Annotated in this window: 9 protein-coding genes and 1 pseudogene; 5 read left to right on the top strand and 5 right to left on the bottom strand. The window is 62.6% G+C overall.

Annotated elements, in window-relative coordinates; all coding sequences use genetic code 11:
* Window position 1: 1 nt before the first annotated feature.
* Window positions 2-1,905: pseudogene (locus EOHIBHHM_RS18270) on the bottom strand (2-oxoacid:acceptor oxidoreductase subunit alpha).
* Window positions 1,906-2,236: 331 nt separating this feature from the next.
* On the opposite strand from EOHIBHHM_RS18270, the gene EOHIBHHM_RS18265 reads away from it, so the two are divergent.
* A complete protein-coding gene (locus tag EOHIBHHM_RS18265) occupies window positions 2,237-5,611 on the top strand; it encodes a PKD domain-containing protein (protein WP_497253134.1) in 3,375 nt (1,124 codons plus the stop codon).
* A 377-nt stretch (window positions 5,612-5,988) separates the two neighbouring features.
* Entirely contained in the window at window positions 5,989-6,579 is a 591-nt protein-coding gene (locus EOHIBHHM_RS18260; protein ID WP_497253132.1) for a hypothetical protein, read from the top strand.
* Between the two features lies 1 nt (window position 6,580).
* On the opposite strand, the gene aroC is transcribed toward EOHIBHHM_RS18260, so the two are convergent.
* The gene (gene aroC, locus EOHIBHHM_RS18255; protein ID WP_497253130.1) at window positions 6,581-7,738 is read right to left on the bottom strand and encodes a chorismate synthase; all 1,158 of its coding nucleotides are present in this window, start codon (window positions 7,736-7,738) and stop codon (window positions 6,581-6,583) included.
* 144 nt (window positions 7,739-7,882) lie between these two features.
* A complete protein-coding gene (aroA, locus tag EOHIBHHM_RS18250; protein WP_497253128.1) occupies window positions 7,883-9,181 on the bottom strand; it encodes a 3-phosphoshikimate 1-carboxyvinyltransferase in 1,299 nt (432 codons plus the stop codon).
* Window positions 9,182-9,311: 130 nt separating this feature from the next.
* On the opposite strand from aroA, the gene EOHIBHHM_RS18245 reads away from it, so the two are divergent.
* Window positions 9,312-10,487, top strand: coding sequence for a M24 family metallopeptidase (locus tag EOHIBHHM_RS18245; RefSeq protein ID WP_497253126.1), 1,176 nt, complete (start codon window positions 9,312-9,314; stop codon window positions 10,485-10,487).
* 28 nt (window positions 10,488-10,515) lie between these two features.
* Here EOHIBHHM_RS18245 and EOHIBHHM_RS18240 read toward each other — a convergent pair whose 3' ends face one another.
* Window positions 10,516-11,376, bottom strand: a complete 861-nt coding sequence (locus EOHIBHHM_RS18240; protein ID WP_497253124.1) for an SDR family oxidoreductase — start codon at window positions 11,374-11,376, stop codon at window positions 10,516-10,518.
* A gap of 120 nt (window positions 11,377-11,496) precedes the next feature.
* Between EOHIBHHM_RS18240 and EOHIBHHM_RS18235 the strand changes: the two genes are divergently transcribed.
* Together EOHIBHHM_RS18235 and EOHIBHHM_RS18230 are read left to right on the top strand one after the other, a co-directional pair.
* A complete protein-coding gene (locus EOHIBHHM_RS18235) occupies window positions 11,497-12,312 on the top strand; it encodes a prephenate dehydrogenase/arogenate dehydrogenase family protein (protein ID WP_497253122.1) in 816 nt (271 codons plus the stop codon).
* Window positions 12,309-13,727, top strand: a complete 1,419-nt coding sequence (locus EOHIBHHM_RS18230) for a small ribosomal subunit Rsm22 family protein (protein WP_497253120.1) — start codon at window positions 12,309-12,311, stop codon at window positions 13,725-13,727. Before EOHIBHHM_RS18235 ends, EOHIBHHM_RS18230 begins: the two co-directional genes overlap by 4 nt.
* Window positions 13,728-13,863: 136 nt before the next feature.
* On the opposite strand, the gene EOHIBHHM_RS18225 is transcribed toward EOHIBHHM_RS18230, so the two are convergent.
* Complete coding sequence (locus tag EOHIBHHM_RS18225; protein WP_497253118.1) at window positions 13,864-13,998, bottom strand: DUF7989 family protein; 135 nt, start codon at window positions 13,996-13,998, stop codon at window positions 13,864-13,866.
* Window positions 13,999-14,110: the final 112 nt, after the last annotated feature.

Here is a 14,110-nt window from a genome sequence, read left to right as displayed (position 1 = left end):
TTTAGTCACCTGCCGCGGGGACGAACTTCGTCCGGTTGTGGTCGAGTTCGCCGCCCTCGATGATGTTGACTTCGAACCCTTCGACGACCTCTGCCGGCTCGAAGGGGTTTCCGTTGTACTTCAGGAGACTGGACAGCTTCTCGCCGTACAGTCCGAGCTCCTTCTGCATCAGACCGCGGAACTGGGCCGACGCAGTCATCTCGACGACGAGCGCCTCGTCGACGCTCTCGATGAACTCCGCGACCTCCTCCTCTGCGAACGGCATCACGTCGGAGACGCCGAGCGCCTTGACCGAGTGACCGTTCTCGTTGAGGACGTCGACGGCCTCTTCGACGGTACCCTGCTGGCTACCGAAGGTGATGAGCCCGTAGTCGGCGTCTTCCGGACCGTAGTAGGTCTGGTGGCTGTCTTCCTTGCTCGCCGAATCGAGTTCGGCGCGGATGGCCTCCTTCTTCTGGACGCGACGGTTCAACTGGGCGACGCGGTTCTCGGGAGACTCCGAGATGTGCCCTTCGGGGTTGTGTTCGTTGCCCGTCGCGAGGAAGCGCCCACCCTTCTGGCCGGGGATGGAACGCGGGCTGACGCCATCTTCGACGTCGTGCTGGAAGCGTTTGTACTTGCCTGTGTCGCTGTGGGGCGCGTCCTCGAGCTCCGCCTCCGTCAGGGTCGAACCCAGCGACGGGTTCGGCTCCTCGTCGAAGACGCTGGCGGAACGTTCGCGAGCTCGCCGCCGAGCTTCTGGTCGTAGAGGATGATCGACGGGATCTGGTACTCGTAGGCGATCTGAAACGCCTTTCGCGTCTGCTTGTACGCCTCGGCGGCTGTCCCGGGCGCGAAGACGATGCGCTGGGAGTCGCCTTGCGAGGTGTACATGACGTGCTCCAGGTCGGACTGCTCGGGCTTCGTCGGCATCCCCGTCGACGGCCCTGCACGCATGGCTTCGACGAGGACGACGGGGGTCTCCGTCATCTCGGCGAGGCCGAGCGGTTCGCCCATCAGTGCGAACCCGCCGCCGGACGACCCGGACATGGCCTTCGCGCCGGCGTGGCTCGCACCGATCGCGAGCGCCGCCGCCGCGATCTCGTCTTCGACCTGCTCGGAGATGCCGCCGACCTCGGGGAGGTTCTGCGACATGATGGTGAAGACTTCCGTCCACGGGGTCATCGGGTAGCCCGCGATGAAGCGGCAGCCTTCGTCGAGTGCGCCGTAGGCGATGGCGTCGGAGCCCGAGAGGAGCACCTGCTCCTCGTCGTGCTCGCCGGAGGGAACCTTGACGTCGTGTGCGTCGACGTCGTACTCCTCTTGGACCATCTCGTACGCTTCGTTGAGGATCTCGATGTTGGGTTCGAGGATCTTCTCCGGCATGGCGCTGCTCATCAGCTCCTCGATCCACTCGAGCTTGATGCCGGTGAGTGCACACGTCACACCGACACCGGCCGTGTTCCGCATGACCTCGCGACCGTGGTCACGAGCCATACTGCGGAGGTCGATGTCGTAGACGTGCCAGTCGTTCTCTTCGACCCGCTCGTCGAAGTCCTCGATCTCGCTCGCGTCGAGCAGACCCGAGTCGTAGATGATGACTCCGCCCTCGCGGAGTTCGTCGAGGTTCTCCGACAACGGCTTGATCTCCTCGTTGCCGTAGTAGGCGTTCTCCTGCGGGTTCCGAGCGAACGAGTCGCCGAGCGCGAGGAGGAAGTTGTAGCCGTCGCCGCGTGACTTTACTTCGTCGGCGGAGACACGTACCTCGGTGTACGTGTGACCGCCGCGGATGCGCGAGGGGTAGTGTCGATGGGTGAACACGTGGAGCCCCGCTCGCATCAGGGCCTTCGCGAAGTTCTGGCTCGTCGAGGCGATCCCGTCACCGGATCCCCCTGCGATTCGCCAGATGAGTTCGTCTTCAGTCATATTTGATGTCACGGCCCGCCGTGTCGGGCCACAGTGTCCGATTGTTACGAGGGTCAGACTAAAGACTTTGCTATGGATTAGCAAGAAACGATAATGATGAATCTAGGAGTCTCGAACCATCTGCAGCGATAACCGATAGATTCGAATTCCCTTTTCTGCCGAATAAATCTTTATGAACGATTCTCCGCGCTCGCTCAACCCCTCGGTTTGGAGTGAGCGGTAGATGCGTCGTCGCGAGAGACAAAGGGCGACTGTCACAACAGCTTTTTGACCTATCATATATTTCATTAGTTTTAAAAACCGAAAGGAGATTAACCTCCTCCGAACGAGGATGAAGATCTATCCAGTGATCGCCGCCCTCCTGGTGGTTACGACGTTGGTCCCCGCTGGAGTGGTCGGTTCGGTAGACGAGCCGCCGCTCCCGGATGCGGGGCTCGACCAGACCGTGAAACGTGGTTCAGAAGTGTTACTCGACGGAACAGGTTCTCGTGATCCGGATGGAGAGATCGTTCGATACGAGTGGTCGATCACCACTCCCGACGGTCGCACGGTCACTCCGAGAGACGAGTCGGTTCCGCGCACTGACTTCGCTGCAACAGACCGAGGCCGATACGAGGTGACGCTGACTGTCACCGACGACGACGGTGCATCAAGAACGGACACGATGTACGTCACTGTCGTTCGCGGAGCGGGTCCGGCCGTGCGTATCTCGGGTCCGGAGACGCCGACTGCCGGTTCGGAAGTGACGTACACTGCGTCGCTCGACCGCGGTGCCGCACCGCTCGACCGGATCGAGTGGCAGGTCGACGGCGTCCGCGTCGCCAACCGCTCGTTGACGAGCGATCAGTCGTCGGCGTCGCTCTCCCAGACGTTCGGGACAACCGGGTCTCACACCGTCTCTGCGACTGTCTACGATACGGACGGGCTGAACGACTCTACCAACCACCGACTGGCGGTCGAATCGGTGTCGCTCGATTCGCCGGACTCCGGGTCGACGTCTCCTCTCGCCAGCCGACATTCGCCGACCGTCGACGGGGCTCGACTCGTGACCGGCGAACGTCCGCTCTCGGCGACGTATCGACTGCGAGCTGCCCCCTCGTCCGCCGTTCGGTCGGTCACGTGGCGGACGGAACAGGGAACGGTCGCCACCGGTCGATCGACCTCCATTCGATGGACGCCGGGAGACCACAGACTGTTCGCGATCGTCGACTACACCGACGGCTCGCGCGACGTCGCCCGATTCACGGGCGGAGAGACGGACGTCACCGCCGACCCGGAGCCGACGGTCTCGATAGAGAACCTCGTCACGTCGGGTCGGTTGTCGGGCGACGCACTCGCGACGGACGGCTACGACAACCTCCAGTCAGTCGAGGTCGAACTGGACGGTGACCGACTCGCCCGATGGCCGCGCAACCTCGTCGACACGGGCAAGCGACTGTCCAGTGAGCGACGCGTCTCGTTCGCGAAACGGATCGAGGCGGGGACGGAGCGGACGCTTACGGTCACTGCGACGGACCAACGTGGCCAGACTGTGACGGTCTCGAGAGAACTCTCTCCGACGGGAACGCCGGAGATCGTCGAATCCGGATTCGTCAACACGCCGGTCGACTCGTACCACGAACGGATCGATCCCGAGCGGTACGTCGCGAAGCACGTGGTGAAGATCGATCTGAATGGGGTTGACCCGGAGAATGTATCGACAGATGTTAATCCCGAGATCGGCTCTGTAATAAACCGCGTAGATTCTCCAGAGTATAGTAAACGCCGAGATTACGATCAATCAGATGGCGTACTTAAGATCGTGAGTTATTGGAGTGCTAATGAGCCAGAATTGTACTCTATGGAGCTCACACTATTTCATGATGGCACAAATATAAACGAAATGGATAACAAGTTTACAGTTCAGAATAGTCCTCCTGAAATTCGTCTAAATGTAATCCAGAGCGGTACACCTAAACAGAAGGCAGAGTGGGGCATTATTGTTGACGCAAGTTCTTCCTTTGACCCAGATGGAACACGACTCAACTACGTCTGGTCTCAAGGTGCAGAACCCATTACCTCAGATAACACTACTGCAAAATTTGATTCGCTTCAGAGAGCCAAGGTAGAAGTTTATGACCAAGATGGATATCATTCCTCTCGAAACCATTCTTATCATCAGTACTATGTCCCCGAAATAGGTGAGGTTAGTGCGATACAGGAAGGTCCGTATGGTCCAAACGAAACGATTGAATTCGTAGTGAAGACAGAACCGTATCGGTTTAGCAAAAACACATACGAGGTTGATTTGGGTACTGATATCTCTGGAATAGACTATCACGTAAATGGTTGGACTCGAGCCGGCGAAAATAGACCTGGAAATCCGACAGATATCCGTTACTGGAAGGGAACTATTAGAGTCCCTGCTTCAGAGTTACGAGAACCATCTAATATAACAGTTAGTGTGTTCAACAGAGAGAATCCCGACCGAATCAGAACCTCCACATCGGTCCCTTCAGTGACGGTACTGACGAACGCGACACCTGTTCGGCGAGATCTCGAAGTAAACAACCTACGCTACGTACTCGACCAACAGCAGACCGACCGGCGACGAGTTGGATCCGAAGAGACACGAAACCGCTTGTTCCGAAGAGGGTACACACTCGAAGAACGGGTCCAAACGGGGACAGAGCACGTTCTACAGCAACGGGTTAAAGTTCGAGATGCACAGTACGAAACTGAGAGTAAGCAGTTCTACAGCGCGAGTGTTCGACGGCAGTTCGTCCAACAGTCCTCGGAGTGGACTACTGGTGGTTCGAGAAGAGCCACGGACACTTGGACTTCGACCGAGACTGAGTGGCGAAGCGATCGGTCTGGCCGTGGCGAGTTTACTGGGGAGACTCGTGAAAAGATGGTCGACGATGCTGACTATAGACGCCAACACCAGTACGAATACACACGAGAGATTACGAAGACAGGAACCCGAACCGACTGGGAAACTCGAACCAGAACCGTTGAGGAGACGCGAACCCGAACTGTGAGGAAATGTTCTCGGTATGGCTGCTTCAAGTACGAACGACCCTACACAGTGACGGTAACCGAGAGCTATCGTGTTCCAGTTACCGAGAGATACACGTATACCGTTACGGAGACAGATACGTATTGGAGTTACAATCCTCACCACTATAGCCATACAAATACAGGAAAGAGTCGACTGATCCAGATCGAACCGCCAGAGTACGAAACGCAGTACAAATATCGATTTACCGAGACGCACGAACAGACATATAGAGTATACGAAGCGACTCGCCAAGTCCAAGTCGAACCCCCGCAATACGGTTGGAAGCGTGTTGGTACAGTCAATGGCCGAATGGACGCTTACCGTCGGTCGAGAGACCCTGATTATCGAATCACCGATTCCTCTGTCAGTTACGACTGGATATTGACTAAGAATGTAGGACAGTCGAAAGTAATATCAGATACCTACCAAGATGAGAGTAACGTGCTCGAAACGCGGGCTCGTGTGCAAGGTACGCTTGTTGAACGGATGCTTAACCCGGAGACTGGAGAATTTGTGAGTACAGGTCAAAGTACATACGAGGAAATACATACTGGAGATGGACTAGAAACGCGTTGGGAGATCATCTCACAGCATAGATCAGATAGCGATACAGGATGTAATATTCAGAACCGAGGACACACGTCTTGCGGAGAGATTTCAGCATGATTCGTGTCAGATGGAGTAGTGTATTTGCGACGATTTGCTGTTTATTAGTCGTTTCACAATTTGCGGCCCCAGTAGTTGCACATCCGACATCTGAGGGACCCCCAGCTCTCGGGTTGTCAAACACTACGAGCGATTCTCCTCAGGATCGGACATTGAACTCTTCATCCGGGTCCACATATCCAGTTAGTCTAGTCCATAATGAATCCCTGTCAATCTCTTTGTCAAATTCGAAGAAAAGAACGGATCTAACCAGCATACATGTGTCTGTTGACGGGCGAAAGTTGTATGATTCGACGTTTAACCTCTCGTACAGAGAGACGCGCAACTGGACCTTCAACGTCACACCCCACCTCGACGTCACACGCGACAATCACACAGTGACAGTCTCGACGTACGGTGATTACACGCAGTACAACTTCACCAGAGAGATAAACAGTTCGACCACCGAGTCGATTCCCAAACCCCACATCACCAACGTCGAAGTCACAGACGGCACGATCGACGGAGAGCCCTCCGCAGTCGCGAAAGTCTCCGTCTCCAATCCGAGCATCCAGGCGTACGGGACGAAGCTCATGGTCTTCACCGAGGGTACAGACGGGAGCTTCTACGACGCGACGCTTCCCCCCGGTGAGAACCGAACTATCACCGTCGAACTGCTCGACCAGCGCGGAGCGAAGGTCGCGGGAGAGGCGCGACTCTACACGGAGAACCTCTCGCGATCCGACGGCGCGATGGACCAAGTCGAGTTCGTCGGACAGGCGGGTGAGGACACTACCGTCTGGAACGAGTCGTACGAACCCGTGAAGGCACCGTGGCGCACCGACAACTACGAGTATCAGAACGAGTCGATACAGACTGGTGCAGACGAGACCGGCGTCGTTCCCGGGCTGAGTTGGACCCAGGAGTTATACGCCGGTCTCGGCGTCGCCCTCCTCGGGGTCGTCGGTCTCAAACGAAAGCTGACCTGACTTACTCTTCCACGTTGTCCGGACTTCGCGGGTGGTAGTCCGTCAGGTACTCGCCGACCTTCCCGTCCATCCGGTCGGGGTTGATGTGCCCGCCGAGGAGCATAAAGTCCAGAACAGTGAGTTGGATCATCGACTCGACGACCGGGACGCCGCGGGGCGGCAGCACCGGGTCGTGGCGGCCGACGACCTGGATCTCCTTCTCCTCGCCCGTCTCCCAGTCGACCGTCGTCTGTTTCTTCGGGATCGACGTCGGTGCGTGGAGCGTCAGCTCGCCGTAGATCGGCTGCCCAGTGGTGATGCCGCCCTGAATCCCGCCGTGGGTGTTGCCGACCGGAACCGGCTCACCATCGTCGTCGAACTCCCAGTCCTCGTTGCGGTCGTGGCCGGTCCACTCGCGGGCCTCCTTGCCGAGCCCGAACTCGAACGCCGTCGCCGCCGGGACAGCCATCAGCGCCTGGCCGAGGCGGGCCGAGAAGGAGTCGAAGCGCGGTGCGCCGAGTCCGCGCGGGACGCCGCGAGCCTCGAAGTAGATGCTGCCGCCGATGGAGTCGCCCTCCGTCTGGTACTCGTCGATACGGTCGAGCATCTCCTCGGCCGTCTCGGGGTGGGCACAGCGGACGTCGTTCTCCTCGGAGTGTTCGAGGAGCTCTTCCCACGTCACCTCGGGCGCTTCGATATCGCCGATCTGGTTGACGTGCGCTTTGATCTCGACGTCGTGTTCGGCGAGGATCTTCTTGGCGATCGCGCCGGCGGCGACCCAGTTGACCGTCTCGCGCGCCGAGGAGCGCCCACCGCCGCCCCAGTTGCGCGTCCCGAACTTCGCGGAGTAGGTGAAGTCGCCGTGGCTCGGTCGCGGCGCGGTGACGTAGGGTTCGTACTTGCCGGAGCGGGCGTCCTTGTTCTGGATGACCATCCCGATGGGCGTGCCGGTGGTGTAGCCGTCCTGGACGCCGGAGTTGATGGTGACCTCGTCGGGTTCGCCGCGGGAGGTCGTGATCATCGACTGCCCGGGTTTCCGGCGGTCGAGGTCGCGCTGGATGTCTTCCTCGTTCAGTTCCAGCCCGGCGGGACAGCCGCTGACCGTGACGCCCATCGCCTCGCCGTGGCTCTCTCCGTAGGTGGTGACCTGAAACAGTCGACCGAAGCGATTTCCGTTCATTACCCGTGGGTGTGGGTTCCGGGCATTTAGCGTTTGCAGAAGACGCAAGCAGAGGGCCGTCCCCGACGGAAGAGAAGAGGTGAGAAGAGAAGAAATGAGAAGAGAAGGGGAAGGGGAGAGGAGGAGAGCGAAGAGTGAACCGCTCTACGTACGTCGGACGTCGGCCCCGAGGTCGTAGAGTACGTCGAAGAACTCCGGAAACGACACGTCGACGTGCTCGCCGCCGGCGACGGTGGTCGTCCCGTCGGCGACGAGCGCGGCGACGGCCAGCGACATGACGATGCGATGGTCGCCGTGGCCGTCGACGGTGGCCCCTTCCAGTTCCGACTCGTCGCCGTGGATCGTCAGTACGTCCTCCTCTTCCGTGACCGCGGCACCGAGCGTCCCGAGTTCTTCGGCCATCGCGCTCACGCGGTCGGTCTCCTTGTACCGGACGTGTTCGCAGTTGACGATTCGAGTGTCGCCGTCAGCGACGGCACCGAGCGTGGCGATGGTCGGCAGGAGATCCGGCGTGTCGCCGACGTCGACTTCGACGCCCGAGAGGTCGGACTTGTGGACCGTGATGTAGCCGTCGTCCCGGTTCCACTCGACGTCCGCACCCATCCGCTCGAGCACGTCGACGATGGCGCTGTCGCCCTGCGCGCTCGGGTACGCGCCCGCGACCACGACCTCCTTTCCTTCTTCGGCGGCGACGGCACCGGCGGCGAGGAGATACGACATCGACGAGAAGTCGCCGGGGACGTGGTACTCGCCGTCCGTCGGTTCGTACGACTGACCGCCGGTGACCGAGAACCCGTTGTCGGTCTGCTCGGCGTCGACGCCGAACGCCTCGAGCACCTCGAGGGTGATGTCGACGTACGGGGCGGATTTGAGTTCGGTCTCGAGTTCGACATCGATCCCCTCCTCGGTGATGGCACCGGCCATCAGGAGTGCGGAGATGTACTGCGAGGAGACGTCGCCGGGGATCGAGACTGATCCGCCCGAGATGGGACCTCTGATGGCGAGCGGTGCCTGACCGTTGTCTCTCGTGCTCTCGGCACGACCGCCGAGGTCGTCGATGGCGTCGAGCAGCGGTCCCTGCGGACGCGACCGCAGCGAGGAGTCGCCAGTGAGGACCGTGATCCCGTCGGCGAGCGCGGCGCAGGCGGTGACCAGTCGCATCGTCGTCCCGCTGTTGGCGCAGTCGACGACGTCCGCGGGCACCGCGGGGCGACCGTCGAACCCGGTAACGTCCAGTCGGTCCTCCGTCGCGTCGCGGTCGACGTCACCGCCGAACGCCTCGACCGCTCGCATCGTCGCCTTCGTGTCGGCGCTGTCCAGTGGGTCGTAGACGAGGGCACCGGCGCTGTAGCCGGCGGCGAGGATCGCTCGGTGCGTGTAACTCTTCGAGGGCGGTGCGCGTGCGCGTCCGCGAACGCGAGACTGTGAGAGTTCGATGTCCATACCCGCGTGTCACTGTGTACCCGTATCAGGCTACCGGAGGCGGTGAGTCTGCCGGACGCGACGCCGGTGAACCGCTCACGCGACCGACGGACAGCAACCGATTTACGCACTCGGCGTGCCACGTCGAACCATGCAACCGGACTTCTCTGCACTCGACGACTATCTCGACGAGGTCGACGCCGACGGCTATCTCGTCGACGCCGCCAGCGACGACTCCACGCAACGTTACGTCTCCGGCTTCGACGCACCAGACCCGTTCTTCACGCTCTACACGCCCGACGGGACGTACCTCCTCGTCTCGGGGCTGGAGTACGGCCGCGCCAAGAAGGAGGCCCGCGCCGACGAGGTTCGGCGTGGCTCCGACTTCGACATGCGCGAGAAGATGCAGGAGTACGGCCGCTACGAGGCGGCGGCGCGCGCCCGTGCGGAGTTCTTAGAGGAATACGGCGTCGAGTCGGTCGTCACCCCGCGGCGGTTCCCGCTCGGGTCGGCGGACGAACTCCGTGACCTCGGCGTCGCCGTCGAGGCCGAGACCGAGGACGTCGTCACCACGATCCGCGCCGTCAAGCAGGACGAGGAGATCGAACACGTCCGCGAGGCACAGAAGGCGAACGAGAGAGCGATGCAGGCCGCCGAAGCGCTCGTCGCCGACGCCGACGTCGTAGACGGCGTCCTCCACCACGAGGAAGAACCGCTGACGAGCGAGCGCGTCAAGGAGGAGATCGAGGTCACGCTGCTCCGCGAGGGCTGTGCGCTCGACGAGACCATCGTCGCCTGCGGTGCCGACGCCGCCGACCCGCACGACCGCGGGAGCGGTCCACTCGCCGCCGGAGAGCCCATCATCGTCGACATCTTCCCGCGGAACAAGGCGACGAAGTATCACGCCGACATGACCCGAACGTTCTGTAAGGGCGAACCCAGCGAGACGGTGCGCGAGTGGTACGACCTCACCCACGAGGCGCTCGACGCCGCGCTCGCGGCGGTCGAACCCGGCGTGACCGGCGAGGACGTCCACGACGCTGCCTGCGACGTCTACCAGGAGGCCGGGCTGCCGACGCTCCGCGACGAGCCGACGACCGAGACGGGCTACATCCACAGCACCGGTCACGGCGTCGGTCTCGACGTCCACGAACTGCCGCACGTGAGCACGAACGGCGAGGAACTGAAAGCCGGTCACGTCATCACCATCGAACCGGGTCTGTACGACCCCGACGTCGGTGGCGTCCGCATCGAGGACCTCGTCGTCGTCACGGAGGACGGCTACGAGAACCTGACCGACTACCCGATCGAACTGGTCGTCGACTGATTCGGAAGAGGAGCGGCGGTTCTCCGGTCTACTCCGGTCGTTCGTACTCCGGGTCGAACAGCCACGCCGACGTCGGCCCGGGGTCGGTCCCCTCGACGACGGCGTACTGCGAGAAGTCCTCGACGCCGGCATCCCGGAGCAGGTCCTCGTCGTAGAACTGGTTGCCCGTACACTCGGCCGGGTCACGGGTCAGAATCTCCATCGTCGCGTCGCAGACGACTTCCGGCGTCCGCCAGTCTTCGGGTCGACCGAGGTCGAAGTGTCGGGTCGCCTCGGTCTCGATGGCCGCGACGGGCCACAGGCTGTTGACACCGATTTCGTCGCCGGCGAGTTCCTCCGCCAGCGAGTTGGCGACGAACGTCATCCCGAGTTTCGAGAGCGCGTAGGCCGCCTTGCCGGGGGCGGCCTCCATCCCGAGCGGCGGCGACATCGTCACCACGTGGGCGTGGTCGCTCTCGCGGAGATGCGGCAGTGCAGCGTGCGTCGTCGTGTACGCGCCACGGGCGTTGACGTCCATCAGGAGGTCGAACCGATTCGGCGGCGTCTCCTCGAACGGCGCGAGGTGGATCGCTCCGGCGTTGTTGACGACGATATCCAACTGCCCCCACTCGTCGACCGTCTCGTCGATAGCGCGTTGGACGCTCGACTCGTCTCGGACGTCGAGTTCGGTGTAGATGGACTCACCGCCGCGTTCGCGGATCGTCTCGGTCGTCTCGACGATGGTACCGGGTAACTTCTCGTGCGGTTCGACGCTCTTGCCGGTCGAGACGACCTTCGCACCGGCGTCGGCGAGGCGAAGCGCGAGCGCCTTGCCGATGCCGCGACTCGTCCCGGTGATGAACGCGACCCGTCCGTCGAGCGGCGTCTCCGTATCAGGTGTGTCAGCCATGCCCACGCGTTCGACGGGGGGTCACTTCACCGTTCGTGCACGCGTGACCACGCGTGAAGAGTTGTATGAGGAGCGGCCGCACCGAACCCCTTTTGAAACGTGACGGGCTATCCTCGCGCAATGAACCTGCTCATCGTCGGTGCGGGTGCGATGGGCCGCTGGGTCGCCGACACCGTCGACGCCGACGTCGCCTTTCTGGACCGCGACGCCGACACGGCGGAGACGGCGGCCGAGGCAGTCGCGGGACGCGTCGTCCCGGTCGACACCGAGGAGCGTTTCGACGCCGTCTGCCTCGCGGTCCCCATGTCAGCCGTCATCGACACTGTCGAGAGCTACGCACCGCTGGCCGAGCGAGCGGTGTTCGACGTCACCGGCGCGATGGCCGCGCCGGTCGCCGCGATGCGGGAGCACGCGCCCGACTGCGAGCGCGTCAGTTTCCACCCGCTCTTCGCCCCGCGGAACGCCCCCGGCAACGTCGCCGTCGTCGCCGACGACCCCGGGCCGGTGACCGACGCCGTCCGCGAGGAGATGGCCGCCGCCGACAACCACGTCTTCGAGACGACCGTCGAGGAACACGACGAGGCGATGGAGACGGTCCAGGCGGGTGCACACACGGCCGTGTTGGCCTACGCGCTCGCCGCCGGCGACGTCCGCGAGGAGTTCGCCACGCCCGTCTCGGCGGGGCTCCGCGAGCTCGTCGAGACGGTCACCGACGGGTCGCCGCGGGTGTACGCCGAGATCCAGTCGGTGTTCGGAGGAGCCGACGACGTCGCCGCCGCCGCCGCCGAACTCGCGGCGGCCGACGACGAGGAGTTCGCGGCGCTGTACCGGGAGGTCGCGACGCGGTTCGAGCCGCGGACCGACGAGTCCCTGACGGACGAGTTGCCGGCGACACGCGGCGGAACCGACGCGAGCGACGGGGAGGGTCGCCGATGATCGACCGCGAGGCCGTCCGCGACAACGCGAAGTATCTCCGGCAGGTCCGCCCCATCGACCCCGAGGAGATCGCCGAGTACGTCGAGGGCAACCCTCACCCCGCCGTCGTCAAACAGACGCTGCGCGAGGAGGCGTTCGACCTCGGCCTGCTCGAACAGGAGGACGGCACGTTCGTCCCGGTCGACGACGACCCGGTCGCCGTCCAGCGCTGGGCACCGGAGGCGTTCCCCGACGAGTACGGGTTCGCTCTCGAGGACCTACTCGTCCGCGAGTACGGCGCGAACTGGCACATGGGCGAGTCGGGCGACGCGCTCCGCGAGTCGATCCGCCGGCTGAAGACCGACTACTTCTATCAGAACCCCGTCGAGTACGACGAGGTGGCCGCACTCGGCTACGCCGTCTACCACCTGCCGGACAACTACGCCGTCGTCGGCTACGTCCTCGAGGACCTCGCGAAGAAGGGGCTGCTCCCCCGGACCCTCCGCGTGCTCGACGTCGGTGCGGGAACGGGCGGGCCGGCGCTCGGCCTGCACGACTACGTCGGCGACGACGCGCTCGTCGACTACCACGCGCTCGAACCGAGCGCGAACGCCGACGTGCTCGAACGGCTGCTGGAGGAGACGGGAGAGAACTTCCACACCACCGTCCACCGGGAGACGGCGGAGGCGTTCGATCCGAACGCGTTCGGCGAGTTCGACCTGTTACTCTTCGGCAACGTGCTCTCGGAACTGGAAGACCCCGAAACAGTGGTCGAAAAGTACCTCGACGTCGTCGCCGACGACGGGTCGCTCGTCGCCGTCGAACCGGCCGACCTGAATACGTCGACCGGACTCCGCGAGGTCGAACGCGCCGTCGCCGGTCCCGGGTCCGGCGTCACCGTCTACGCGCCGACGCTGCGTCTCTGGGACGGCGACGAACCGTCGGACCGCGGCTGGTCGTTCGACGTCCGCGACGACCTCGAAGTCCCGGGCTTTCAGCGTCGCCTCGACGAAGCCGAAGACCGCGACGCCGAGGACGACTCCGGGACGTTCGTCAACGTCGACGTGCAGTTCTCCCACTCGATTCTCCGCAAGGACGGGCAGCGCCGGTTCGAGATTCGCGCCGACGGAACGCGACACGCCCGGATGGCCGACATGGAGAGACACGTCACCGAACGCATCGATCTCCTTGCCGTGAAGCTGAGCCACGACCTCTCCGACGACGGCAATCGGGTGTTCAAGGTCGGCGACGGCAGCGAGCAGGTCGAACACTACGCCGTGCTCACCCGACAGTCCGTGCTGAACGAGGAGTTGGCGTACGCCCCGTACGGCGCGGTGCTCGGCTTCCAGAACGTGCTCTGTCTGTGGAACGACGACGAGGAGGCGTACAACCTCGTCGTCGACGCGGAGACCGTCGTCGACGTCGTCGCCGCGTGAATCGGGGGGTCGCTCGCTTCGGATGCCTGCGTCGTCGCTTCGATCGCACCGACGACTCCGGGGTTTCGGTGAACGGCACGAGAAGCGGGAGACGTTCGAAGGGACGGCGACGTGCCCGAGGCGTCGCCGCGTCTGATCAGTCGTCTGCGGGAGCCGCTGCGTCGGTCGCTTCGGGTGTTCGGCCTCGTTGCCAGACGTTCGTCACCGAGACGCCGGCCGGCGGTGTGTGGCTGACGTCTTTCATCGTCTCTGTGGTGTTCTCTTCCGTCATCGTGCAACTCGTTAGCACGGACGACATATTAACTCTTTCTCGAAGGAAATATAGAGGGTTATTACCACATATATTCCCTTAAGGACAGAGTTACACGCCGCCCGTCCGACGA

The sequence above is a fragment of the Halogranum roseipondis genome (genome assembly GCF_059695585.1).
The sequence above is the reverse complement of the archived record's forward strand: the minus strand, read 5'-3'. Positions and strand labels throughout refer to the sequence as shown.